General features: G+C 48.3%; 25 protein-coding genes. 17 read left to right on the top strand and 8 right to left on the bottom strand.

From position 1 onward, the window contains the following. The first annotated feature begins 14 nt into the window (after positions 1-14). The 4 genes from phoU to F5971_RS18680 all read left to right on the top strand — a co-directional run bounded on the left by phoU (position 15) and on the right by F5971_RS18680 (position 3,555). On the top strand, positions 15-737 hold the full coding sequence (gene phoU, locus F5971_RS09540) for a phosphate signaling complex protein PhoU (protein WP_193494839.1): 723 nt from the start codon (positions 15-17) through the stop codon (positions 735-737). Between the two features lie 154 nt (positions 738-891). Next, entirely contained in the window at positions 892-1,905 is a 1,014-nt protein-coding gene (locus F5971_RS09535; RefSeq protein WP_193494838.1) for an ArsJ-associated glyceraldehyde-3-phosphate dehydrogenase, read from the top strand. A 2-nt stretch (positions 1,906-1,907) separates the two neighbouring features. Further along, entirely contained in the window at positions 1,908-3,137 is a 1,230-nt protein-coding gene (gene arsJ, locus F5971_RS09530) for an organoarsenical effux MFS transporter ArsJ (RefSeq protein WP_223116305.1), read from the top strand. Position 3,138: 1 nt separating this feature from the next. Beyond that, positions 3,139-3,555: a metalloregulator ArsR/SmtB family transcription factor gene (locus F5971_RS18680; RefSeq protein ID WP_272944859.1), complete on the top strand. Its 417-nt coding sequence runs from the start codon at positions 3,139-3,141 to the stop codon at positions 3,553-3,555. Between the two features lie 67 nt (positions 3,556-3,622). Here the strand turns inward: F5971_RS18680 and arsB are convergent, their stop codons facing one another. Next, positions 3,623-4,687, bottom strand: a complete 1,065-nt coding sequence (gene arsB, locus F5971_RS09520) for an ACR3 family arsenite efflux transporter (RefSeq protein ID WP_193494837.1) — start codon at positions 4,685-4,687, stop codon at positions 3,623-3,625. Positions 4,688-4,994: 307 nt separating this feature from the next. On the opposite strand from arsB, the gene F5971_RS09515 reads away from it, so the two are divergent. Then, positions 4,995-5,336: a hypothetical protein gene (locus F5971_RS09515; protein ID WP_036513497.1), complete on the top strand. Its 342-nt coding sequence runs from the start codon at positions 4,995-4,997 to the stop codon at positions 5,334-5,336. Between the two features lie 57 nt (positions 5,337-5,393). On the opposite strand, the gene F5971_RS09510 is transcribed toward F5971_RS09515, so the two are convergent. Together F5971_RS09510 and F5971_RS09505 are read right to left on the bottom strand one after the other, a co-directional pair. After that, positions 5,394-6,542 (bottom strand): MFS transporter, encoded by a 1,149-nt coding sequence (locus F5971_RS09510; protein ID WP_036513499.1) that lies wholly within the window; start codon positions 6,540-6,542, stop codon positions 5,394-5,396. 73 nt (positions 6,543-6,615) lie between these two features. Beyond that, complete coding sequence (locus tag F5971_RS09505) at positions 6,616-9,246, bottom strand: glycosyltransferase (protein ID WP_193494836.1); 2,631 nt, start codon at positions 9,244-9,246, stop codon at positions 6,616-6,618. Positions 9,247-9,428: 182 nt separating this feature from the next. On the opposite strand from F5971_RS09505, the gene phnD reads away from it, so the two are divergent. The 5 genes from phnD (at position 9,429) to F5971_RS09480 (ending at position 13,620) form a co-directional block, all read left to right on the top strand. Further along, positions 9,429-10,397 (top strand): phosphate/phosphite/phosphonate ABC transporter substrate-binding protein, encoded by a 969-nt coding sequence (phnD, locus tag F5971_RS09500; protein ID WP_193494835.1) that lies wholly within the window; start codon positions 9,429-9,431, stop codon positions 10,395-10,397. Between the two features lie 78 nt (positions 10,398-10,475). Beyond that, positions 10,476-11,306, top strand: a complete 831-nt coding sequence (gene phnC, locus F5971_RS09495) for a phosphonate ABC transporter ATP-binding protein (RefSeq protein WP_193494834.1) — start codon at positions 10,476-10,478, stop codon at positions 11,304-11,306. After that, positions 11,303-12,124 (top strand): phosphonate ABC transporter, permease protein PhnE, encoded by an 822-nt coding sequence (gene phnE / locus F5971_RS09490; RefSeq protein ID WP_036513505.1) that lies wholly within the window; start codon positions 11,303-11,305, stop codon positions 12,122-12,124. The genes phnC and phnE (F5971_RS09490) overlap by 4 nt, the downstream gene beginning before the upstream one ends. Then, entirely contained in the window at positions 12,124-12,951 is an 828-nt protein-coding gene (phnE, locus tag F5971_RS09485; protein WP_193494833.1) for a phosphonate ABC transporter, permease protein PhnE, read from the top strand. The genes phnE (F5971_RS09490) and phnE (F5971_RS09485) overlap by 1 nt, the downstream gene beginning before the upstream one ends. Positions 12,952-12,960: 9 nt before the next feature. Further along, the gene (locus F5971_RS09480; RefSeq protein ID WP_036513508.1) at positions 12,961-13,620 is read left to right on the top strand and encodes a histidine phosphatase family protein; all 660 of its coding nucleotides are present in this window, start codon (positions 12,961-12,963) and stop codon (positions 13,618-13,620) included. A gap of 241 nt (positions 13,621-13,861) precedes the next feature. On the opposite strand, the gene F5971_RS09475 is transcribed toward F5971_RS09480, so the two are convergent. Further along, positions 13,862-14,362, bottom strand: a complete 501-nt coding sequence (locus tag F5971_RS09475; RefSeq protein ID WP_036513510.1) for a GNAT family N-acetyltransferase — start codon at positions 14,360-14,362, stop codon at positions 13,862-13,864. After that, complete coding sequence (locus F5971_RS09470; protein WP_112159198.1) at positions 14,362-14,640, bottom strand: type II toxin-antitoxin system TacA family antitoxin; 279 nt, start codon at positions 14,638-14,640, stop codon at positions 14,362-14,364. Before F5971_RS09470 ends, F5971_RS09475 begins: the two co-directional genes overlap by 1 nt. Before the next feature lie 91 nt (positions 14,641-14,731). Here F5971_RS09470 and F5971_RS09465 point away from each other — a divergent pair, with 91 nt between their 5' ends. Then, entirely contained in the window at positions 14,732-14,962 is a 231-nt protein-coding gene (locus tag F5971_RS09465; protein ID WP_193494832.1) for a hypothetical protein, read from the top strand. A gap of 93 nt (positions 14,963-15,055) precedes the next feature. Here the strand turns inward: F5971_RS09465 and olsF are convergent, their stop codons facing one another. The 3 genes from olsF to F5971_RS09450 all read right to left on the bottom strand — a co-directional run bounded on the left by olsF (position 15,056) and on the right by F5971_RS09450 (position 18,398). Further along, positions 15,056-16,765: a bifunctional ornithine lipid synthase OlsF gene (gene olsF, locus F5971_RS09460; RefSeq protein WP_036513512.1), complete on the bottom strand. Its 1,710-nt coding sequence runs from the start codon at positions 16,763-16,765 to the stop codon at positions 15,056-15,058. Between the two features lie 84 nt (positions 16,766-16,849). Next, entirely contained in the window at positions 16,850-17,869 is a 1,020-nt protein-coding gene (locus tag F5971_RS09455; RefSeq protein ID WP_193494831.1) for a glycosyltransferase family protein, read from the bottom strand. A 1-nt stretch (position 17,870) separates the two neighbouring features. Further along, positions 17,871-18,398, bottom strand: coding sequence for a phosphatase PAP2 family protein (locus F5971_RS09450; RefSeq protein ID WP_051514603.1), 528 nt, complete (start codon positions 18,396-18,398; stop codon positions 17,871-17,873). 156 nt (positions 18,399-18,554) lie between these two features. Between F5971_RS09450 and F5971_RS09445 the strand changes: the two genes are divergently transcribed. The 6 genes from F5971_RS09445 (at position 18,555) to F5971_RS09420 (ending at position 25,552) form a co-directional block, all read left to right on the top strand. Next, on the top strand, positions 18,555-19,265 hold the full coding sequence (locus F5971_RS09445) for a UTRA domain-containing protein (protein ID WP_036513518.1): 711 nt from the start codon (positions 18,555-18,557) through the stop codon (positions 19,263-19,265). Positions 19,266-19,396: 131 nt separating this feature from the next. Beyond that, positions 19,397-21,208: a GGDEF domain-containing protein gene (locus tag F5971_RS09440; protein WP_193494830.1), complete on the top strand. Its 1,812-nt coding sequence runs from the start codon at positions 19,397-19,399 to the stop codon at positions 21,206-21,208. Between the two features lie 125 nt (positions 21,209-21,333). Beyond that, on the top strand, positions 21,334-22,449 hold the full coding sequence (locus F5971_RS09435) for an ABC transporter ATP-binding protein (protein WP_193494829.1): 1,116 nt from the start codon (positions 21,334-21,336) through the stop codon (positions 22,447-22,449). Between the two features lie 16 nt (positions 22,450-22,465). After that, positions 22,466-23,437: an ABC transporter substrate-binding protein gene (locus tag F5971_RS09430; RefSeq protein WP_193494828.1), complete on the top strand. Its 972-nt coding sequence runs from the start codon at positions 22,466-22,468 to the stop codon at positions 23,435-23,437. Further along, positions 23,437-25,113 carry an ABC transporter permease gene (locus tag F5971_RS09425; protein ID WP_193494827.1) on the top strand — a complete coding sequence of 559 codons (1,677 nt, stop codon included), beginning with the start codon at positions 23,437-23,439 and terminating at the stop codon, positions 25,111-25,113. The genes F5971_RS09430 and F5971_RS09425 overlap by 1 nt, the downstream gene beginning before the upstream one ends. 37 nt (positions 25,114-25,150) lie before the next feature. Further along, entirely contained in the window at positions 25,151-25,552 is a 402-nt protein-coding gene (locus tag F5971_RS09420; RefSeq protein ID WP_051514604.1) for a tetratricopeptide repeat protein, read from the top strand. Positions 25,553-25,602: the final 50 nt, after the last annotated feature.

The following is a 25,602-nucleotide window of genomic DNA, read 5'->3' as shown; positions in this document are numbered from 1 at the left end:
ATGAAGGAGTGAACATGAACAAGCAACGAGTCGACGGTCATACGTCACAGGCCTATGATGCGGAGATGAACCAAGTCGTCAATCACGTTCTAGAAATGGGTGAGTTGGTGACGCAGCAGGTTGAAAAGGCCTTGCAGGCGTTTATTCACAGTGATTCTGCGTTGGCACAACAGGTCGTCGAGAAAGATCATCTTGTCAATAAAATGGAAGTGGACATTGACAATGAGTGCGTGCAAATTCTTGTACGTCGTCAACCCGCAGCGGGTGATTTGCGTGCAGTGATTGCCGTCATTAAAACGATCAAGGATGTTGAGCGTATTGGTGATCAAGCCAAGCGTATTGCACGGTTGGCTTTAAAAGCATCTGAATCCGATCAAATGATGGCACCAAAAGAGTTCAATGAGTTTCAGACCATGGGCAGCCGTGTCTTGGAAATGTTGCGTGGTGCTATGCAAGCCTTCAGAAAAATGGATGCAGAGGATGCCTTAAGCGTTGCCTTGCTTGATAAGCAAATCGACAACGATTATGAAGCTATTTTGCGCCAGAATATGACCTATATGCTTGAAGACCCACGTAACATTACCCGAATTGTCGAAATGACTTGGGCTGGACGTGCGATTGAGCGTATTGGTGACCACGCCCGAAATATCTGCGAATACACTATTTATTTCGTCAAAGGTCAGGATGTCCGTCACCAAGATGACTCTGTGCTAGAGGCAACGGTGAAAGGCCGTTAATACAGCGTAGTGTGTTTAGAAGAAAGGAGCCTTGTGCTCCTTTTTTTAGCAATAAACCTTTGTGCTCTGATATTAGCCGTAAACGATTTGTCATGAATCTGTCATCATATTCGTTTATTGTTATATGCACTTTAACATATATGAGGAAGACGACATGGCGATTAAGGTCGGTATCAATGGCTTCGGCCGTATGGGGCGTTTAGCACTCAGAGCGGCGTGGAATTGGCCTGAGTTTGAGTTCGTTCGTATCAATGACCCTGCTGCGGGTGCTGAGAGCTTGGCGCATTTGCTTAATTTTGACTCAGTGCATGGGCGCTGGTTACATGAAGCCAAGGCTGAAGGCGATCAGATTCTTATCGATGGCAAGTCCATTCAGGTGAGCAGTGAAAAGGAGATTGCCGCTACCGATTGGTCTGATTGTGACCTGGTCTTTGAATGCTCAGGCAAGATGAAAAGCCAAAGCGTCTTGCAAGCCTACTTAGATCAAGGGGTTAAGCGGGTCGTTGTCTCTGCACCGATTAAGGAAGCGGGCGTGTTGAACGTCGTAATGGGCGTGAACGATCACCTGTATAACCCAGCAGAGCATCGTATCGTCACCGCTGCTTCGTGCACCACGAACTGCTTGGCACCCGTGGTCAAAGTTATTAAAGAAAAACTCGGCATCAAGCATGCGAGCATGACCACCATTCATGACTTAACCAACACCCAGACTATCCTGGACGCACCCCACAAGGATCTGCGTCGTGCGCGCGCCTGTGGCTCTAGCTTAATTCCAACCACAACGGGATCGGCGAAAGCGATTATCGAGATTTTCCCTGAACTGGCGGGTCGTATCAACGGTCATGCGGTGCGTGTTCCGTTGGCCAATGCTTCTTTAACCGACTGTGTATTCGAGGTTGAAACACCCACCAGTGCGGAGCAGGTCAATGCCTTTTTAAAAGCCGCGTCTGAAAACGAGTTGGCGGGCATTCTGGGCTATGAAGAGCGCCCATTGGTGTCTGTGGATTACCGTGGGGATTCACGCTCCAGCATCATCGATGCCTTATCAACGATGGTGGTGAATGAAACGCACGTCAAAATCTATGCATGGTACGACAATGAGTGGGGCTACAGTGTCAGAATGGTCGAGCTGGGGCGTAAAGTTGGCGTATTAGATTTAGGACAATAACCATGTTAGCAGGGCTTTCGCGTGAGGTGCGGCAATATCTGATTGTCACAGGCAATTATTGGGCGTTTACGCTGACAGACGGTGCACTGCGCATGTTGGTAGTGCTCTATTTTAACCAGTTAGGCTACAGCCCCTTACAGATTGCCCTGTTGTTTATTTTTTATGAAATTTTTGGCGTGGTGACCAACCTTGTCGGAGGTTGGCTTGGCGCGCGTTTAGGTTTAAACCGCACCATGAATGTGGGGTTGATTCTGCAGGTTGGCGCGTTATTGATGCTGACCCTGCCTGCAGAATACTTAACCGTGGCTTGGGTCATGCTGGCGCAGGCCTTGTCGGGGATTGCCAAAGATTTAAATAAAATGAGTGCCAAGAGTTCGATTAAACTCTTGGTTCCTGACAATGCTCAGGGCACGCTCTACCAATGGGTGGCGTTGCTAACCGGTTCAAAAAATGCGTTGAAGGGCATCGGTTTTTTCTTAGGGGCCATGTTGTTAACACTTCTGGGCTTTACGGGTGCGGTTGCTGTGATGGCGGCCATGTTAGGTTTGGTGTGGATTTTTTCCATTCTCACCTTGCGTGATGATTTAGGTCGTATGAAAAACAAGCCTAAGTTCACAGATGTGTTCTCGAAAAGCCGTGCCATCAACTATCTGTCAGCAGCGCGTTGCTTTTTGTTCGCGTCCCGGGATGTTTGGTTTGTCATCGCCTTGCCTGTTTTTTTGAAAGACGGCTTGGGTTGGAGTTTCTGGCAAGTGGGCTTTTTCATGGCCAGTTGGGTGATTGGTTACGGCATTGTGCAATCCGTAGCACCGTATTTTACCGGCAAACGTTCGGGTCGAATTCCGGGACGTGGCGCCGTGGTTGCATGGGGCAGTGTGTTGGCCGCTTTACCCTTGATGATGGCGGTCGGTTTATCGTTTAACTGGGATGCACAAACGCTATTGATATCGGGCTTGATGGCATTCGGTGTGGTGTTTGCGGTGAATTCATCTCTGCACAGTTACTTAATTGTTAGCTATGCCCGTGGTGACGGTGTTTCGCTGGATGTCGGTTTTTACTACATGGCCAATGCCATGGGGCGTTTACTCGGCACAGTTTTGTCAGGATGGCTCTACATGGCCTATGGCTTGCAAATGTGCTTGAGTGTTTCGGCAGTCATGGTAGGGTTAGCAGTATTGATTTCGTTGGCTTTGCCGCAGGGGCGTCAACTGGATGCAGTAGAGGAAAAGTAGAGTGATCGGCGTTGAAAAAACAGGCAATCCAGTAGGTTACGAAGCGCAACGGCAGAACCTGAGCGAAGGGGCAGGGGATGCTCTGATGTTCTATAAGAATCTAGCAGAAGAAAACCGATTGCTCAGCTTGTTGCTGCTGAAGCAAGAAGGTGAACTGTGCGTGTGTGAGATTATGGAAGCACTGAATCAGTCGCAACCCAAAATCTCTCGTCATTTGGCGCAACTACGTCGGTCAGGGTTGCTCGTAGATCGACGCCAAGGGCAGTGGGTCTTATATCGTCTTAATCCTGATATGCACACTTGGATGCAGGACGTATTAGAGCGGACGCTCATCGAAAACCCTCATCTGCTGGAAGAGCCCAGCCGACGTTTAAGCGATATGTCGACTCGGCCAATCTTCTGCTCCACGTCCGCCTGAATAGACCGTCTTCAGTTGCCGATAAAAGGCTGCTGAAGAGGTGTTTAGATTTGTGAGGACTTGACGGCTAAGCAAACTGTCCTCGGGTACGATTGGCATAGCGCACCAGCGCTAACATCAAAGGCACTTCCACCAAGACGCCAACCACCGTTGCCAAGGCCGCGCCAGATTGTAATCCAAACAGGGCAATCGCCGCGGCAACCGCCAACTCAAAAAAGTTACTTGCGCCGATCATCGCACCGGGTGCGGCAATGTTATGTGGCACCTTCCAGCGCTTTGCCCAGTAGTAGGCCAGTAAAAATATCAGCACAGTTTGTATGATAAGTGGCACAGCAATGAGGGCGATATGCAAAGGGTTGGCTAAAATCACATCGCCTTGGAACGCAAACAGCAGCACCAGTGTAATAATCAAGGCAATGGGTGTGACTGAGCCAATTTTTGGCAAAAAAACCTGGTCAAACCAATCCTGACCGTTCTTTTTAATGATGCTAATGCGGGTGAGATACCCCGCAGCTAAGGGAATGACGATATACAGCACAACTGACAGGGCGACGGTGTCCCAAGGTACGGGGATGTTAGAGATCCCTAGTAGTAGCACCACGATGGGAGCGAAGGCAAAGAGCATGATGAGGTCGTTTAGCGCGACTTGTACGAGGGTGTAGGCGGCATCGCCACGGGTTAGGTAGCTCCAGACAAAGACCATCGCAGTACAGGGTGCCGCACCCAGTAAAATCGCCCCGGCTAGGTATTCATAGGCCAAGGCTTCAGGAATAAAGGGGCGAAACAGCACCACCAGAAAAAACCAGCTGATGGCGAACATGCTAAAGGGTTTAATCAACCAATTGACGCAGGTGGTGATCATCAATCCTTTTGGTTGTTTGCGCACGTTCAATAAGGCTGAGAAATCAATTTGCACCATCATCGGAAAAATCATACCCCAGATTAAAAGGGCAACGGGTATGGAAACTTGAGCAACTTCATAGGCGGCTAAGGCTTGCGGTAGGGCGGGTGCAAACTGCCCCAGTAGTACACCGGCGATGATGGCCAGTCCGACCCAAACGGATAGAAATCGGCCAAAGACTCCCATGCTTTCACTAGAGGGGTCCGCGTGAGTGGCGGTGGACTGAGTCATTATTGTTTTCCTTTGAATGATATACGTTTTTTCATATATAAATAAGTATAGCGAATTTCAAAGGTGTTACCATTACCGTTTTGTGAAAATTGCCTCGTGACGTAACAATTAACTCCGTTGAAGCAATAGGCGGTTGAAGTCTGTGAATTGAGTGAATCATGGCTAAGTTTGAGTGTTTAGAGTGTAACATGGAGAGCGATAATAGCGCTTGGAAACACAGGGTATCTCTGGTTAAATGCATTGAGTTACAAGATTCCGATCAGAACAATAATAACTGACACCATGTTTAATGGTCAGAGATTGAACAATGAGCATTACCTTACCCTTGCCTCCGCACAAAAAAATCACCTTTACCTGCCGTGTTGAGGCGGGTTGCCTAGGCCCTGATGGAGCGCTTCATGTACAGGCGTTTTGCCAACATGCTGAACAGGAAATCGCGTTTTTTGATACAGGTGTCATACAATGGCGCTTGGTGCCTCGACATGACAAGTCGGAGGACGAGATCCAGTATTCCATCGCCTCAAAGATCCTGACGCGTGAGCAAGCGGCTCGCTATTTTTCCTTGCTAGACCGTGACATTGAAGATATCGAAAATTTCTTCCACGGTTTTCTAGTACGATTGATCAACGAGTATCTCGGGCACGAGTAAGTACTCACTTACGCTGATCTTTAAGAGACTTGGGAAAGCGGTCTTCCGATAGCGATTCTAGGCGGATCGCGTCTTTCGGTTCTTAAAAATCCATACGCTTAGGAGCATCGTGATCAGGGTTGAGCCCCAATAGAACTCAGTGATCAAGTCCTGCTCAATCAAAATCGCTGCAAATAAAGCCCCAATCGCAACGGAAAAATCACGCCAGAAGGTGAAAGCACTTAATGAAAGCTGACGTTCATTTTCTTGCTCACTGATATCCGCTAACAGCTTCGGCATTAAAATCATGAGAAGCGCATGTCCCGTGGCTGCCAGTACGCTGGCAAAGAGAATCCAAGCCGTTGGCATCAACAGCCCCGATACCAACAAGCATCCGACCGTAAACACCAACCAACCATAGGTATTGGCGAAGAGGGCGAAACGCACGGAGATGAGTCCAATCACCATGCTAAAAATACGCTTTGCCGCGAAAATAAAGGCGACCGTGGATAAGGCAATGTGGGTTGAATAGCCCATATTGACCAATTGTGGCGCTAGAATGATGACCCAGACACCGTCAAACAATAAACACAATAAAAAGGTGAGCTGGTGCAGGGGAGCCGGTTTGGGCCAAGATGCCGTTGCCTTTGCTTGGCTTTGGCGTTGCGGGTTAGGCAGTCCCAAGGCCGGAAGAATGGCGAGCACACACAGGAGCGTACCGAACATTAGCACCTGACTCAGGGTTAAAAAGGTCAGTAGCCAAGGCGAGAGTAGCATGACCAGCAGCGGCCCGATTTCTTGAAAGCTGGTAAACCAGCCTAAGTTTTTAAGGCTAAGGGATCGCTCTTCCGTCGCATAATGCAAACACGCCAAACGCATTAAGGCAAAGGCACAGCCCCAGAGCACACGTGAAGCCAACAAAATCCAAGGGCTGGCCATGAGCACAAAGCATAGGCTTGCTATCGTGGCTAAGGCAATCGCCTGCAATAACGCCTTACGCGCACCCATGATCTGAAAATAACTGACGAGCCATGGATTGATCAGCAGTCGAATGAAACGATTTAAGGATAACAGGAGTCCTACCCATAACAGGGTTAAGCCAAACGACTCGAAGTACAGGGGTAACAGCAAATAGAGTAAGGCGTCCGACACCAGTGTCAGGGTCAGCACTAGGCTGGATAACAAGGTGTTTCGCGTCGAATGCTGAACAGGTGTTGATGCGGACATAACCGCCGCTCCTTTTAGCGAAAAAGAGCAGGCTAGAATAAACTAAAAGCGAGCGAGACGGGTAAAGGATTTTTTACAATCCAATATCGCTTAACAATTGGGACATGATATCGCTTGCCCGATAGTCAGTTTCCCGCAGTTGTGCGCCCTTTTGGAGGGTTTGGCGTGCTTGTGGTTCCCAGTGTAAGTATTGGCAAACGATCTGTGCCATTTCTGTTGCGTTTTCAGCGGTAAAGGAGTTAATGCCATGCTGAATAATGTCTTTAGGGCCTTTGACATTGTATGCCACGACGGGAAGACCTGTGGCCATGGCTTCTAAGACTACACAGCCAAAGGTGTCAAAACGTGAGGGCAGCAGGAGCAGATCGGCTTGCAGGTACAATGAGGCGAGTTTGTCTTTTTCTACCCAGCCTAAATAGCAGGCATCCGGCATACGCTTTTGCAGTTTTTTCAATGCAGGGCCTTTGCCTGCGATGAGCAGTTGTGCATCTGGGTGAAGCGTTTTGATGGCAGCAAAAATACCGGGTAAATCCAATACCCCTTTTTCACGGCTGATGCGTCCAGCAAATAGCAGCGTTTTACCTGGCGGCTTAGCACCACGTTGAACACCCGCTTCGACATAACGCGCATCTATCCAATGCTGAGTGCTATAGAGACGTTCAATTGGAAAATCCATTGCGTCAGAGGCTAACCAAGCTTTGTGGTCAGAATTGAGGACAAACAAGCCATCATACTGTTGATAAAAAAAGCGTAACAAACGTCGCAGGCGGTCGCTGGACTGTGCATCCAATGCAGCACTTCGTTTAAAGAATTCATTCCAGTCGGTATGCATGTAGAAGTAGGTGGGCACCGAAAAGGCTTTCTTCAGATACAAGGCGATGAGTCCCATCACCAACTCGGTGGAGCAGATAATTCGATCATAGCCACCCACTTCAAACAGTGTTTGCACCTCCAGCATGTCCGGGATATAGAGCGTCTGTTCACTCAGTGATGGAATACTAAAGGACTTCATTGGTTTTAGAACATGCAGGTGAGCCTGTGCCTCCTGAGTGGGATGGCAGATCAGCATATCAATCGGCAGTTCATGCGCTTGCACATGAGCAAGGGTCGACTGCAGTACTGAAGACACACCATTGGCATCGGAAAAGCTATCGGTTAACCAAAGCACGCGCTTCGAGTGTTGGCCTTCTTGTAAATCCTCGGCCAGATCATTTAAAAAATCACGGTTGGCGTAGAGCACCTGACTGCCCGCAAAGGAGGCCCCGCCGATGACCAGAGTTGCCAGTGCAGGGAAGGTCACCTGATCCAGCAAGCCAAATATGTTAAGATCCGTCATGCGTGGATGCTTAGCGTAGCTGTTGTTAAACAGGCTTCTAAACGAGGTAGGCAGCTCAAAATGCTCAATGAGGGTCTGGGCATTGATACGTTTGAGGGTCTTCTTAGGCAAGGATAGAATTTCGTGTTCTAAGCGGTCAAAAAAGACTTGAGTCACTTCCCGATACAAGGCGGGAAGCGTCTGGCGTAGGGTTGCCGTAAAGTGCTTAGGCTGTTGTTGGCGAGCCTTGGCAATGTCTTTGATAATCTTTAACGTGGGCTTAAAGGCTTTGCTAACTCCTAAGCTTTTCCAGAGGGCCGGTGATTGGCCATGCAAGGCCTGATGAAAGGTTTTTAAAAAGCCCAAGGTGTATTTATGGCGTTGCAATTCCTGCATCGCATTGCTCACGGCCAAACACATTACCTTGTCTTGTAAACGGCCTTTATGCAGCATTAAACGCAATAAGCCGGGGTCTTCCATGTTGAGCGTTACCTGCGCGAAATAGTCCAGAAAGGCCGTGGTTAGGCGTTCCTCTTCACCTGGCTCACCATAGGGAGCGGTATACCCCTTGCGTAGGGCCTCTAGTGCCAGTTGCGATAAGGGCGTGCTTATGCGCCGTTCAGCCAAGTTATCCACGTGTAGGAACGTGCCACATTCTCCTGCAAAAATGCCGTTATGGTCATCGGAGCCACCCGTCATGCATTTGTTAAAGGGGTGAGCACAAAAATCGGCTGGATTGATTTTATGCTTATGCGCCAGTTCTGTGATTTTTTCGTCTGTTAAACTGGCGACCCAGCGTTGGGTTAGATGGTTTTGCCAATAACCGCGTTGACCGTTGAGCACTTCAAAACGCTCGAACAAGAGGGCGAACTTTTCCAGTAATTCGATGTTTGGCTTCTTTTTGGCGGTATAAAAGAATAAGGGATGGGGTAAAACCGTGGGAATATCTTGCTCAAGTGCATAGGCTTGGAACTGAAAAATATTGAATCGTAGTTTGTTCAGCCTGACTTCTTGAGCGGGCGAAAAGCCATAGGCCAAGACATGAATGCTTAAACTGTCATCGGGAAAGTGGCAGGTAAATTCAGCGCCTGAGAGAATATCCAGACCCTTGTCCATCAACGTCCAGCAGGAGCGAGCATTGTTATGATTGGTAACGGTCATTAAATCCGCCCCAGCATCATTCAATCGTTCCAGTAGCTTATGTGACGGTAACCAGGTCTCGGGTAGCTTAAGCAAACGCCCCCAGAGCTCGTCAGGAACATCGCTATTTAAATCATGACAATGCAAGTCTATTTTCAGTCGATTCTCAACAGGAAAGCGCGCTCCCTGCGTGAATAAAAAACGATCATATTCTTGACGAATTTGAGAATGGAAAGGGCTACCCGTCATGGCAAGACGTTCCTGAGAATAAGTTACATTCTATGGTATGAAACCGATATGACAGTTTTCTTACAAAGGGTAAAAAAGATGAGTAAACAATGTGTCATTGGATTGTCATGAAATCGTCACCGGGATGAAATGAAGTCACTTTAGAGTTTTGACCTAAGTTTAAAACTAAGGGTAAAACACCAATGAACCTCGTTTCTAACATTCAGAAATTCGCGACGCTGCCTGTTCTTTTAGGTTTAGCGATCTCCAGTGCAACCCTACAGGCCAGTGATTTGGCACCTCGTTTCACGGATGCGAACGGCGACATGGTGGCGGATGCACCAACCGACCCGAAGGATTGGATTGATCCTAATGTACTGATTTTCGCCTATACACCGGTTGAAGACCCCGCTGTGTATGCTCAAGTGTGGGACGATTTCTTAAAGCACATGGAAAAAGTGACCGGTAAGCGTGTGCAGTTTTTCCCAGTGCAGTCGAATGCGGCTCAGTTAGAAGCCATGCGTGCTGGACGCCTTCATGTCGCAGGCTTCAACACAGGCTCAAATCCGTTGGCGGTTAACTGTGCGGGATTTGTACCCTTCACAATGATGGCGCGGGACGATGGCAGCTTTGGGTACGAAATGGAGATTATCACCCGTCCAGATTCGGGGATTGCGAAGGTTGAAGACATCAAAGGTCGAAGCTTAGCCTTTACTGCGCCAACCTCCAACTCTGGGTATAAAGCGCCTTCAGCACTCTTGTCTGCCGAGTTTGGTTTAGAGGCTGAAGTTGACTTCACGCCGTCTTTTTCCGGCAGTCATGACAACTCCATTTTAGGGGTTGTGAATAAAGACTACGATGCGGCGGCAATTGCGAACTCAGTGTTGAAGCGTATGGTGTCTAGAAATGTCGTGTCTGAGGCTGACTATACCACTATTTACACCTCACAAACCTTCCCAACCACGGGTTACGGTTATGTGTATAACCTGAAGCCTGAATTAGCCGAAAAAGTGAAAGAGGCGTTCTTTAGCTATGAGTGGGCGGGTTCACCCTTAGAAGCTGAATTTAAAAACTCGGGTGAAGCTCAATTCATTCCAATTACCTATAAAGAACATTGGGAAGTGGTGCGCACTATCGATGCAGCGATGGATGTCACCTACAACTGCAACTGATTTAAGGCTCGAGCTTACGCTCATTTGGCCCCTCTTTATGAGGGGCTGTTTTTTTGTATAGTTTAGGAGCCGTTTGCTATGTTAAGCATTCAATCGTTAAGTAAGCGCTACAACACGGGTGATAGAGCCCTGACGAATGTGAATATTCAGATTCCAAAAGGGCAGGTTGTGGCTTTGATTGGGCCGTCTGGAGCGGGCAAAAGTACACTCATTCGCTGTGTCAACCGATTGGTTGAGCCGACCGAAGGTCAAGTGTTTTTGGGTGATACACAGCTGACTCAACTAAATAATCGCCAGTTACGTGCGGCGCGTCGTCGTATGGGAATGATTTTTCAGGATTACGCGTTGATTGATCGTTTGTCGGTCATGGAAAACGTCCTGTCTGGCTATTTAGGCTATACGGGATTTTGGCGCAGTTTTTTGCGTCGCTACCCCCAAGATGTGATTGCCGAAGCCTTCCGCTTATTGGAGCGCGTTGGCTTAGAGTCATTTATTGATAAGCGTGCCGATGCCTTATCCGGTGGACAGCGCCAGCGCGTTGGTATTGCACGGGCCTTGTTGCAAAACCCACAGATTCTTCTTGTGGATGAGCCGACCGCCAGTTTAGATCCGAAAACCTCACGCCAAATTATGCGTCTGATTCGTGAGTTGTGTGCAGAGCGCGAGTTGTCAGCAATTATCAACATTCACGACGTGCATTTAGCACAGCAGTTTGCTGACCGTATAATCGGGTTAAAAGCGGGAGAGGTTGTGTTTGACGGTGAGCCCGAGGCGTTGGATACCGATATGCTAACGCTGATTTACGGTGAAGAAGACTGGAACCCGCAAACTGACACGGAAGACGATGACAGTGTTCAAACGCAAACGCCGGATCCGATTCGCATGGGCGCTAAGGTGGCGATGGTATGAAACCCCTGTTGAACCGAACCGATTTGGCTCGCCAAGGGCAGTGGCGACCCATGCCATTAATTCGAGATGTGCGTTATCGCTATCTGTTGATTCTGGCTGTACTGGCGTACTTCTGCTTGGCTTTTCTGAGCATTGATGTGAATTGGACGCGTGTTGCAGAGGGCATGGGCCGGGCTGCGCGCTTCTTGTCCGCTTTCTTACAACCGGATTTTACCTCTCGTAGTCAGGATATTATCAATGGATTGTTAGAGTCGTTGACCATGACGTTGACCTCGACAGTCATTGGGGTGTTATTGGCCATTCCGGTGGGTGTTGGGGCTGCACGTAATATTGCGCCTTTGCCAATCTACTTGTTCTGTCGTGCCATTATCGCCATCTCACGTACCTTCCAAGAAATCATTATTGCCATACTGTTTGTGGTGATGTTTGGCTTTGGTCCTTTAGCGGGCATGATTACCCTGGCCTTCGCGACGGTCGGCTTTATGGCGAAGCTGTTGGCTGAAGATATCGAGGATATTGATGAGCGCCAAGTGGAGGCCATACGTTCAACGGGCGCGCGTTGGTTGCAGTTAATGAATTATGCGGTGCAACCCCAGGTGATGCCAAGGTTGATCGGTTTGTCTGTGTACCGCTTGGACATTAATTTTCGGGAGTCTGCGGTGATTGGTATCGTCGGGGCTGGTGGTATAGGTGCGACGCTCAACACGTCTCTGAGTCGCTATGAATACGGTACGGCCGCAGCAATATTGATTATCATTATTGCGATTGTCATGTTAACCGAATATTGCTCGGGTTATATCCGCAGGTGGGTACAGTAATGCCAGTCCGTTATTTAGACAATTCGACATCGCTTGCAAATGCACAGTGGAGCGCTAAAACCCGCAAGCAACAATGGTTAAGCTGGTTGACTTGGTTGCTGGGTGTTTCTTTATTTATTCTGTGTTGGAAAATGATTTCGGATAACACCCTTTGGGTTTTTGTTGAAGATGCACCCAAACAGGGAGCTGATCTCATTTCTAGGATGGTTCCACCCCAGTGGGACTATACCCCCAAGCTTTGGCAACCCCTGTGGGACACGATTAATATCGCTACTTTTGGCACTCTGCTGGGCATCGTAATGGCTTTTCCGTGTGCCTTTTTGGCTGCACGCAATACCACGCCTCATCCGCTGATTCGCTCAGCAGCGTTGATGATTATCGTGTCTTCACGCTCAATTAACTCGTTAATTTGGGCGATGCTGTTGGTCACCATTCTCGGCCCTGGATTACTAGCGGGTATTTTGGCCATTGCGTTGCGCTCCATTGGCTTCGTCGGAAAACTCCTCTATGAAGCCATAGAAGAAATCCACCCAACTCCCGTGGAAGCTATTACCGCAACGGGCGCAAGTCGATTGCAAGTCATGGCCTACGCCGTTTTACCGCAAGTAATGCCTGCCTTTGCGGGCATTAGCATCTATCGCTGGGACATCAATATTCGTGAATCAACCGTGCTTGGGTTGGTCGGTGCGGGCGGGATTGGTCTGCAGCTCAATGCCGCCATCAATACCCTAGCTTGGGACAAAGTCAGCATGATATTTATATTAATTTTTGCGACGGTGTTAGTGTCTGAGTGGATCTCGGCTAAAGTCCGCAAAGCCTTTTTGTGAGGATTTAACATGCGTTTAACGGATGCAAATGTAACGCGGATCGACTTGATACGCCACGGCGAGCCAGAAGGCGGTCGCAAGTTTCGTGGTAGCACTGATCATCCTTTGAGTGTATTGGGCTGGTCTCAAATGCAAGCGGCTGTCGGTGAATATAACCAATGGGATGCGATTGTAACGTCGCCTTTACTGCGTTGCTGCGAGTTTGCACATTGGTTAGGTGATAAGCATAACATTCCCGTGGCGGTGGAGTCAGATCTGGCTGAAATGCATCTGGGTGACTGGGAAGGGCTGACCATGGCCGAAGCAAAAGCCCGTTTTCCGGCCATCGATGAATACCCAGATCAGGTCACGGCTTTCTGGGCAGACCCTTTGCATTATCCGCCACAAAATGGTGAAACCTTCCAGCGTTTTGACTTGCGGATACAGCAAGTGTGGACACGTATTTTAGAGGCGTACAAAGGTCAGCGTGTGTTGATTGTGGCGCATTTGTTCACCTGTAACTTTATTATCCGCCAAGTGTTGCAACAGCCACTCGAAAAAGCGATTTTCTTCGACTTGCCGTATGCCGGCCTGAGCCGTTTGCGCTTTGAAGACACGCCGACCAGTGAACTCATTCAGTTGGAATGGGTGGGACGCAGTGACATACCCAGTGCGCCGTTGAAGTCTTAGGGTTATTAAGGAATTAAGGGGGGTAAATATCTTAGCGTACGTTTTTCGTTCCGTTGGACTTTACACCCCTTAATATGCCCAGTCCCTCAGCGCTTGCCAATATGTAAGTAGTGAGTCCAAATCTGGCCTTGCTTTTCTGCGTCTGACCAACGGGCAGAGGTTAGTACTATGGCTTCCCGAGAGTTTTATGGCGGATCAAGCCGAGTTTGCCTGTGTATTTTCGTTGGAGCCAGAAAAGGCTTTATTTTAATAATGCTTTGAGATCCTTAAGCATTAGAAATAAGTGGTATGGATCGGTTGGGCTATTTTCGAAATCCCATGCTTCATACCATTGTCGAGCGGTCTCATTCTTGGCATGAACCAGCAGGCATCGAATACCTGCGATGTCAGCAGCTTGTGCGGTACGCAGCAATGCGTCTTTTAATAGAGCCTTACCTAGACCTTTTCCTTGGTGTTGTTGATCAACTGCTAAGCGTGCTAACACCATGACGGGTACGGGGTGTCGAGCTAATCCTTTTATGATTCTCTCTGGGGCGGAGCTTGGATCAACACTTCCGACTGTTAAACTGTAGAATCCCACCACTGCATCGTCGAGGCAACACACATAGGTGTGTGCACTGTTGGCCTTTTGATTGATCAGCGCATATCGTTTCAGAAATTGATCTAGAGCTGTTTGCCCACTATCAAATCCATTTACAGAGTCCGTCGGTTGAAGTTTGCGAATGGGTTGATAACGAGCCATTAATCCAGTAGCCCTGGCTGGCTAAGCAATTTTTTCATGTTCGGTTTAGCTTGAGCGGGACGATCCAGTGCATCTTGAAAAGCCGCCCATTGCTCATCACTGAGTACAAATTTTTGGCGATCTGCCAACGCTTGATTAGCTGCAGTCACTCCTGCATCCAGCAGGAACTCACTAACACTCTTATGACACGAACGTGCGGCATCCTGTAATAACTGCTTAACAGCGCTATTCGCCCGAATATCGATCCGTTCAGTCTTTGATTGATTCACATTGTTCATATTCGTCACCATCATTCTATAGGCTTAATCGTAGCGTACGTACGATATCCTGACAAGCGTTGCATTTGTATTTACTAGAGTGCAGCAGTCTATGAAAAGGTATGTTGGTATATCAACGGAGATAATCTGTTCGGTCTTTACCGTCAATCGAATGGTCGTAATGTCTAGGCAGTTTTTATTAATTGGCAGTCTTGCCCAGTCTCTCAGCGCTTGCCAAGATGTAAGCCGTGAGTCTAAAGCTAGCTTTGCTATTTCCGCTTCTGACCAACTGACAGAGGTTAGTACTATGGCTTGCCGAGAGTTTAATGACGGTCTGGTGTAGAACGCCGACTTTTTCGTTGGAGCCGACACACGCGGCAGAGATGGATCAAGGAATAAAGCAACACACATAGGCTTGTGTACAATTGGCTTTCCTCTACCCCATATACCTCTGCCGCTTTTTCTCTTTAATCTTATCGATCTCCACCAAGACCAGCCCATCAATACAGTAGCCAAAGTCCGCGTCGACACTAAAATCGAGAAAGCGTACACCGCCATCTTCACACAGCTCAGTGTATTGTTTGTAAAGCGTAGGGACGGTAACTCCGTACATATCCAAACGCTCTTTCAAGACAATGAAGTCATCTTTGGCATCTTGGAAGGTAAAGAGTTTTTGCGCTTCTTGAAGCCCTGCTTCGGAGGCGAGGTAGGGGGCATTGGCACTGGCCAGTAGTGAGATTTCACCAAAATAGTGCCGATAGTAAATGACGAGCAAGTCACGCGCGGTTTGTGGGAGCTTCGCTGAAATCGAGACAGGGCCGATCATATGGGTTATGTGGGGGCGTGAGCGTAAATACGCGCCAATTCCGTACCAGAGATAATCTAAGCTGCGTCGTCCCCAGTATTTGGGCTGCACAAAGCTGCGACCTAGCTCAATTGTTGTGTTTAAGGTGGAGTGAAACTCCTCAGCGTAGCTAAACAAGGTAGACGAGTAGAGGCCTTTAATGCCCAGCTCTTTCATCAGTGTATTACCATCACCAATTCGATAAGCGCCCACCAACTCTAAGGCTTCATCATCCCAAAGAATCAGGTGTTGATAATGCCGGTCAAAACTGTCCACATCAACGCGCTCGCCAGTGCCTTCTCCGACACGACGGAAAGTGAGCTCGCGTAAACGACCCAGTTCACGTAGAACGGTCGAATCGGGGCGATAATCGAATAAAAAGATCTGCATGCCTTCTTGAGTGACGCCTAAACGCTCGGCTTGACGCAATTCACGCCGCAAAGCGAGACGCTCCTCAGGATGGGCTATCGGCTTTTCGGTGACAAATAACGGCTTTTTGTTTTTAGGAAGACGATAGACATGCTTCTTTAACAGCTTAATCTTTGTTTTTAGAGGTAAATCCGAGCCATCAAAACGCTCTAGCGGAATCAGCTCCCCAATACGAACGGGCATATCCTCGGTATGTTTTTTAAACATCTCATTGACCAGCATTAAACCGCCAATAGGGCGGTAAATTAGGGACAGTGAGTAAAACAGGGCTGAATTTTTGCTGCTTAAATGAACGGGTAGAATAGGGGTGTTGGTTTTGCGAGCGAAATGCACAAAGCCACTTTGCCAAGGGCCATCTTTAATGCCCGTGGCGCTGGCTCTTGAGACCTCTCCGGCTGGGAAGATAATCAGCGCTTCTTCTTTCTTTAAACAATCCGTCACTTTACGCAGGGTTTGCCGATAGCCGCTTTTGCTTAGGTTATCCAAAGGCAGCAGTAACGGCCGCAAGGGTTCGAATTGCCAGAGTAAATCATTGGCGATAATTTTGACGTCTTTGCGTACTTCACCGATCAGCTTTAACAACACCAATCCGTCTAGAGTGCCAAGAGGATGATTGGCGACGATGATCACTCGGCCTTGAGTTGGAATGTTTTCCTTTTCGCGTGCCGATACCAAGTAACTGATATTAAAGTGTTCCAATACTTTATCGGTAAACTCAAATGCACCGAGGGCTTGGTGCTTATTTAAGAAGAGATTGACTTCCTCTTCATGAAATAAGTGCCTGAGCATATTCAAAATGGGGCCTTTGACCATTTTAGGCTTGGTTAAAAGCTTGGGATACTTTTCAGAGATCAAGGTTTCTATGCTAATCATCGGGCAGATCCTATGGGATTATCTATAAAGATCTAACCTGATTTAGATGAAAGGCGCGTGACAACGGTGTGTCATTTCGATGAATCAAGTATCCCAAACAGACTCAACAAACCCTGCCACGGGCACTTCACAACCTGACGCTAACCAAGCGGCAATCGCATCCGAGACGGGGGGGAAGACCATGGGGGTTGCACTGGGTTGTTTTAGCCACTCTAAAAGTTCATTCGGATCAAATCGCTTTAATAGGGTGCCCTTTTGCATTTGGACCAGTGCTTTGGCATTGCAGATTTGCTCAATTTGGCCTTTAAGGGGTTTGGTAAGGATCTTTTTGCCTGCGACGAGAGCTTCGCTGCACAAACCAAAACCACTGTTGCAAATGACCCCCTGGCTGGCAACAAGATCTAACGGAAATTGAGTTCGTGATAGCGGGACCAAATGCACATTCTTATAGTAAAGAGGGTAGTCGACCTGGGTATACACACGAAAATACTGTTCAGGACAGCCCTGTAGCCAGCTGACGACCTGTGATGTGTCTTCGAATGGCAAGTACACGAGGATCATACTAGGCTCTGCTTCATGTGGTGCACAAGGAAGAGGGCTGATTAAAGGAGGAAGGATGGGCGCATTGAATGCCTGCCAATGGATACCAAGATAATGGGTAGCGGGGGCAAAGGCGCTGAGGCTGAGTGTAAGCCAAGGAGCGCGTTGGGTGCCAGGCACCTTGTACTTGAGGGCATACTGGTGCGCCAATCCAACGCACAATCGCTTTTGACGCTTTGCAGCCCAAGCACTGACCGGTTCGAAGTCTGTCAAAACCAGATCATAGTGGCTGACGTCCAGTGCACGAACATCGCGTAAAAACTGCAGGGGCTGAGTATTCATAAGGGTTTGCAGTGCCTGGACCTTGCCCTGATCCGTCTTGAATGTGAAGCCAGAAAAGCAGCGATAATTGCCAAACCTATCCATATCAAACAGGTCTTGAGAGGGGCGACCACTAAATACAAAGTCGACCTCTATCCCTGCGCGTGTTAAGGCGGGCAGCATCGCTCGTGCACGTGTTATATGACCATTGCCTGTGGCTTGCACGCCATAGAGGATTTTCATCTCAACTGCTCTTAAAGACCAATAAAAGACTCGCGACGGATAGACCTAAACAACAGCCTGCCAAGATGTCGGTTGGATAGTGGACACCCAGCAATACGCGAGAGACGCCAATGCATGAAGCCACGGTAAAGGCAACTAAACTCAATCCGGGATAAAACTCAGCTAACAGGAATGCAAACATAAATGCAGCGGCGGTATGACCTGAAGGGAAACTAAAGCGATCTGACGGGGCAATGCTGGCATGTAACCCTGCGAAGCGACGATAAGGGCGCTCGCGTTGAATGACATTCTTCAAGAATAAATACAAAGGCAACTCAATTAAAAAGGCAAGTCCGACCCAGAGTAAAAATGCACTGCCAATGACCCGGTCAAACAAAAAAACACCGAGGACAATGAACGCATATAAATAGCCATCGCCACATTTTGATAGGGTTAAGCTTAAATGATGGATAGGGCGGTGTTTACCCCAATCATACAGGTAAAAAAAGAGTTGCCGATCGACGGATGTGATTTTATCCAGAGTCATCATATTCTCACTCCTTATTTCAGTCGCTTCATTATCCTGCATGAAAAATGACAGAGGGATGACAGGTGCGTTAAAACTTAATGACGTGGACGGTTGATGCGTAAGCAGCGTGTTAAGATTCTGCGAATATGGGTAAACTAGCCAATTTTGGATGCTGTCATGTCAGACCAGCCACTCTACTTACAACTCAGGGATCAATTGCTTGAGCACATGGCGCGAGGAGCTCTTCAGCCGGGAACGCGTTTGCCTTCTGAACGCGCATTGGCTGAGACCTTCGAAACCACGCGTGTGACATTAAGACAGGCACTGGCTCAGCTAGAAAGTGAAGGGGCTATATACCGCAGTAATCGCCGTGGTTGGTTTGTGTCCGCACCTCGTCTGGAATACGATCCGGTGATGGACATTAGCTTCACACGTTATGTTGCTGATCAAGGTCGAACACCGCGTACGGAGGTGGTTGGTATTGAGCGGATGCCCGCTCCTGTTCACGTTGCCAAAGCCTTAAAATTGGGCGAGGTTGCGGATGTGTATTTACTGAGACGTAAACGCTATGTTGATGAACGCTTAGTGTTTATTGAGCGCATTTGGTTAAACCCTATTTACTTACCGCATCTTGATCAGCAGCCAGTGGATGCATTATGGAAAATGCTCAACGAAAAATATGGCATTGAGCTGAAACGAAAACAAATCACCATCACACCCATTGCACTTATTGGCTCTATAGCTGAGGCTTTGGATGTGAACTCGGGGTGTCCCGGGTTGTTTATCACGCGTTTGGGTCAAACCGCAAAGGGTGAAGCCATTGAGTATGATGAGGAATACTGGTTACATGATGTGCTAACCATTCGTGTGAGTACTCAAAGTCTTTAATTCCGCTGTTGGCTGTTGGGAGCACTTGTTTGTCATCAAGCTGTCATAAAACTTACATATTCTTACAATGCGCTTTGTATTCAAGGTATTGATTTAAAGTCAGTAAGCGACTCAAGGACAAGAGTCAGTCGATGAAACAGCCGGAATTGCGCGCAGGATACACCGATAATGACACAAGAGTTCATGATGACATGTCTAAGATTTTCCCCCTATTACCTACGAATGAACAGCTTTGTGTCGAATTATCGGCAATCTTAGCCAACAAGCGCATCAGTACCTTGTTTCAACCGATTGTGGACGTACAGCAAATTGAGGTCTTCGGATACGAAGCCTTAAGCCGTGGGCCTTCTGACAGCCCCTTGCATGCGGCACCGATTTTGTTCGAAACCGCAGAGCGTTGTGAGAAGAATAGTCAACTGGAGTTGTGCTGTTTGAATGCAACGTTGGAGCATTGGCAACAATACTCTTTAACCAACAAAGTGTTTATTAACATGAACCCTGAGATGTTAATGCATCCCGGGTTTGGCGTTAAAAAACTGCTGTTAAGTCTAAAAAAGCGCAACATTTCGGCCAGTAGTATTGTGATTGAAATGTCCGAGCGCTTTCCAATCACGAATATAGTGCAGTTAAAATTAGCCGTGACCTGGCTCAGAGAACAAGGCTTTTTGATTGCCATAGATGATCTTGGCGCAGGGTACTCTGGCTTGAAGCTTTGGTCAGATTTAAAACCCGATTTTGTGAAGATTGATCGTCATTTTATACGTGATATCCATGAAGACTTGGTGAAGCGCGAGTTTGTGCGCTCGCTGGTTGATTTATCGGAGCGAATTGGGTGCGAGATCATTGCCGAAGGCGTGGAAACCAGCGCCGAACTCGCGGTGGTAAAAGCGTTAAATATTCATCTGATTCAAGGTTTTTACTTTGGACGACCTCGTGCTATTCCCAACGCCTCATTAGAACTGTGTCAAACCAAAGAGATGCCTCAGCCGCGTACGTATGGGCAGTTTGCGCGTGACCTTTCCGAGTATATTGAGCCGGTGAGTTCAATGACGTCCTTAAAACATGCTTGGGACGTATTGCAAAAAAATCCTACGATTTTTTCCTTGCCAATCGTAGATGATGGCCGACCCTTAGGACTTTTACACCGTTGGCGTGTATTGGAGCTGTATGGAAGTCAGTATGGTCGTGCCTTGTATGAAAAGCATCCCGTCATTAAGTTTATTAACAAGGACTCGTTGATTGTCGATGTTAATATGTCGTTGGACGATGTCAGCCAGCGCTTGATCGATGAAGATTACCACTATCTTAAACAGCACTTTATTGTTGTTGAGCAGGGGTATTACTTGGGAATGGGGACGACGCGCTCCTTGCTTAAACAGCTAACGCAGCAGCGTATTCAAATTGCCCGTTATGCGAACCCCTTAACGCAATTGCCAGGCAATGTGCCGATTAAAACTGAAGTTGAGAAGCGTATTGAGCGAGGTGAAAGTTTTTATTTTGCCTATGTTGATATCAGTCATTTTAAGCCTTTGAATGATTATTTGGGGTATAAAGTGGGTGACACGGTTATTTTAAAATTAAGCGTGTTATTGAAAAGTACCTTTACCGGTGCGGCCGATTTTGTAGGTCATATTGGGGGGGATGATTTTGTGGTGATGTCGAGAAATCCGCAGATTGAGTCTGTGTGTCAAAGGCTTAGAAGGGACTTTTTTGAAAGCATCAAACATATCTACAACCCGAGCATTTTAGAGCAGGGCTATCATCTGGGCAAAAATCGAAAAGGAAAGGAGCAAAAGATGCCCCTAGCCTCTATCTCTATCGGAGTGGTGTGGCTTAAGGGCATGAGTCGGATCAGCGAGGATGAGTTGGCCGAGATGGCCGCGATGGCAAAGTCCGAGTCCAAAAAAGCGCTGAATGGATATTTTCAATTGACCGCTGAATAAGCGAATCTAAACGATTGCGGATCGATGGTTCCTTAGTTTCCGTCATGTATTTGTCATCTGTATGTCACCGAAACGCAATAAAAAGGGATTAGCCTCTTTGGATTGTTTTTTAGGGTGGCTTTCCTGTGAATGCATTAACACAACATACAACGCAACCGGCTCTAGACATAAAGGGCGTCGTAAAACGCTTTGCCGGCGTTGAGGCCTTAGCCTCAGTCAACCTGACGTTACCTGCTGGGCAAGTGTTAGCGTTACTCGGTCCATCTGGCTGTGGAAAAACCACCTTGCTGCGTTGTATCGCAGGGCTTATAGAGCCATCTGAAGGCCGTATTCTGATCTCTGGCGAAGAAGTGTCAGGTCCACGCGGCTGCCTGCCACCCGAAGCACGGCGGTTGGGCATGGTGTTTCAGGATTATGCCTTATGGCCGCACATGACTGTGGCTGAAAATGTCGCCTTTCCTTTGACGATGCAGGGCATCGCTAAATCTGAACGTCAGAAAAAAGTTGAATGGGCTTTAAATACTGTGGGTCTGCAAGCCTTTGCCAGTCGATCCCCTGGTACTTTATCGGGCGGTCAACAACAGCGAGTGGCCTTAGCGAGAGCGATCGTTAGTGAACCGCGTTTGTTGTTGATGGACGAGCCCTTGTCGAATCTGGATAAGGGGTTGCGAGAGTCTCTCGCCGTTGAGATTCGCCGTCTGATTAAATCCCTGCACTTAACCGCAGTGTTTGTCACGCACGATCAACACGAAGCCTATGCCATGGCGGATCAGGTTGCGGTCTTACACAAGGGGATCATTGAACAGATTGCACCGGCTCAAGTGCTGTATCGTCAACCAGCCACGCCCGATGTCGCTAAGTTTCTAGACGCTGGGACTTTGATGAGTGCAACCGTCGATGCTAAAGGGCTTTGGCTGGACTCTTCTTTACCACCCTTGCCTTTGTCTTTGCCTGATGCAGAAGAGCAGACTCAAGTGCAAATTATGCTACCGCGATCCGCATTACAGGTGTCGTCGACACCCTCGGCTTATCCGGTCGAGGTGTTTGCCTCGGTGTATCAAGGTGAGTTCTACAGTATCACCCTAGTGCTGTCCCCGAGCGGTGTTCGCCTGCAGATGCTGACGCAAGATCCTCCTGCACCTCAAGGCTATCTTCATATTGATCTGCGCCAGATTCGGGCGTGGGATTCGAATAACCGTGTCATCGAACTGCGTTCTGTATCCGATCATACCTACATTTAAAACGTGAGGCTTCACTGTGAACACAAAACAACTTTTGGCGTCTGCTATTTTATCAATCACCTTGGCTGCCAGTGCCCAAGCACAAACCTTAACGGTTTACTCCGCTGGCCCCGAAAGCTTAATTAACCATCTTGCGCAGGATTTCACGGCCCAGTCTGGAATTGCGGTGAATGTGTTTCAAGGGACGACAGGGCAGGTGATGGCCCGTTTAGAAGCTGAACAGGCCAATCCCATTGCCGATATTTTGATTTCAGCGTCTTGGGACTCTGCCGTTGACTTAAAAGCGCGCGGCGATTTGTTGGAGCATGTGTCACCGAATGCAACACAGGTCCCCGAGTATTTAAAAGACACGCATTATGTTGCCCAAGGCGTGTCGGCCCTCGCGATGGTGTGGAATAAAAACAGTCAAGTGACGATGCCAAAAGACTGGTCAGACTTGGCTCAGCCTGCTTACAACAATGAAGTCACCATGCCGGACCCTGCTCAGTCTGGGGCGGCTTTTCAGTTGATTACAGGCTTGCTGGCTTCACAGGGCGAGGATGCAACCTGGTCATTAATGCAACAGCTGAAAGACAACAACATGATTGTGCCAGGACCGAATGCACGTGCGCTGAATCCTGTGTTGCAGGGTGCCAAGTCAGTGGTGTTTGGTGCCGTGGATTACATTGCTTTAGGTCAGCAAGCCGATGGTGAGGCGATTGAAGTGGTGTTTCCTGAAAGTGGCACGGTGATTGCACCAAGACCGATGATGATTTTCAAATCGACAAAGTCACCTGATCAAGCGAAAGCCTTTATTGATTTCGTTTTGTCCGATGCCGGTCAAGAGCGTGTAGCGCAAAGTTACTTAATGCCAGCGAGAACCGATATTCCAGCATTGCGTCCAACGCTTAATGAGCTGAACCTGATTCAGTATGATGAAGCGCAATACGAAGCGCGTCGCGAAGACATACTGCAGTCTTTCAGAGCGATTTTTGGTCAGTCAAACTAATGAGATTATCGGCTTATACGATGCAAGGTGTGATGCTAGCAACGGCTGGCATCCTCCTACTTTTGGTTGGACTGCCTTTACTCTACATTGTATTGCAGGCGATCTTCCCAGACGTAAGCCGGGGCAGTTGGGCTCAGCCTTTTTCGGTGTTTATTCCGACACTGAAAGATCCTGAGCTCGCGCATTTGCTCGGCAATACTCTTAAGCTTGGTTTGGCGGTTGTGCTGGGCAGTGCTTTGCTCGCGATTCCACTGGGTGCTTTAAGAGCACTGGCGAAAGTGCCAGGTGCTGCTATTTGGGATGTGGTGTTTCTGGTGCCTTTCCTGATACCACCTTACATTGCTGCTTTAGCTTGGATGATGTCCTTACAAAACCGAGGCTACTTGCAACAACTCCTCGGGTTTAATGCCGATGCATTTTTATTCTCCTTCTGGGGGATTGCATTCGTTATGGTGCTGAATGTGTTTCCTGTGGTGTATTTTGCCATTTCAAGAACATTAATGGCTGTCGGTGGGCGTTATGCGTCGGTGGGACGCGTCTGTGGTGCCGGGCCATGGCGGTCATTCTTTCGAATTAGCTTGCCCTTATCGATCCCCGGTATGGCGGCGAGTTTATTGTTGGTGTTTGTTTTAACGATTGAAGAGTTTGGAACCCCCGCGACATTGGGTGCTCAATCTGGCTACTTTGTGTTAGTGACGGGCATTCATGAGCGTTTTTCCGACTGGCCTTTGGATATTCCTGGTGCGTCGGTCTTGTCATTATTGTTGGTGATACTGGCGATGGCAGCCTTTTATTTTCAGCATTGGTTAGTCACGCGTCGTTCGTATATTTCGGTGACGGGTAAGCCGTCTGCGATTGAGCAGATCGAACTGGGCCGTTTGAAATGGCCGGTGTTTATGCTCTTTATGTTGGTTGCGTTTATTTCGGTAGCGGTTCCGATTCTTGCGGTTTTAGCAACGGCGTTATCTTCAACCTTATCGGGTGGGTTGAGTTGGAGCAATCTATCACTGCGGCATTTTGAGGCACTTTTTAATAATCGTGCCGGTGCGTTGCAGGCTTTGTCGACCAGTCTAGGCTTGGCGACAGGGGCGGCGCTGTTAACAGGTATTCTGGGTGCATTGATTGGCTATTTAGTGGTGCGAGCACAAGTTAAAGGCCATAAGCTTTTGGATTTTTTATCGTTATTGCCCAATGCCATGCCGGGGATTGTGGTGGCTGTGGGTTTAATTCTCGCGTGGAATCAAACCCATTGGCCGATTCAGGTGTACAACACCAGTGCTATGCTGTTGCTGGCCTACACCTGTTTGCTACTGCCGTATCCGGTGCGGTATGCTAGTGCAAGCTTCCGGCAAATGAGTGAAAATCTCGAAGCCGCCGCGCGCGTCTGTGGGGCTGGGTTTGTACAAATGTTTATTCGAGTGTTGCTACCCGCCTTGTCTCCGGCACTGATTGTGGCGATGCTTCTGGTGTTTGCGATCGCGTCAAGGGAGCTAGTTGCTTCGCTCATGGTTGCCCCAGCAGGCCTGACGACGGTATCAACCTTTGTTTTTGGTCAATTTGAGCAGGGGTCACCCGGCCTTGGGATGGCGATGAGCGTTGTGGCCATTTTTAGTACGACATTCCTCTTATTGGTGTTGACCCTGTTGGGACGTCGTCGATTGAGTGGTGAATATTAACCTGAAGACCTGACAGAATAGAGGGGCGGAACACCGAATGCGTTTTATTGGCACGTTGCTCGCCCCTGTGGTGTTTTGGATTGCGTATGCGTTGTTTCGCTCACCCTTTGCCCGCAGTGGCAAAGCCCAACACCAAGGTGTGATGAAGTTATTCCGTTACGCGGCCGATCATGGCAACCGCCGTGCCTTATCCGTTTACGGGCATTTGCTGCATTTTCGAGGAGAGGGCGTCAGTAACCGTATTCAGGGCGCCATTTACCTGCAGCGCGCCGCTGATTTAGGGGATATGAAAGCCCAGTATCAGATGGGTCGGGTATTTGAGCAGGGCTTCGAGCATTATTTTCAGCCGGATGGTGTAAAAGCCAAACAGTATTATACGCTCGCGGCCAAGCAAGGACATATGTTGGCACAGCGTTGGTTGGAGCAGAGTGATGTGTAAGGGCTCCAACCGTTTGTCAACGTACTAGTCTTTACTGCCTGATGTATTGG

Source organism: Nitrincola alkalisediminis (assembly GCF_009821115.1).
In the GTDB taxonomy this organism is placed as follows: Bacteria; Pseudomonadota; Gammaproteobacteria; order Pseudomonadales; family Balneatricaceae; genus Nitrincola; species Nitrincola alkalisediminis.
The sequence above is the reverse complement of the archived record's forward strand: the minus strand, read 5'-3'. Positions and strand labels throughout refer to the sequence as shown.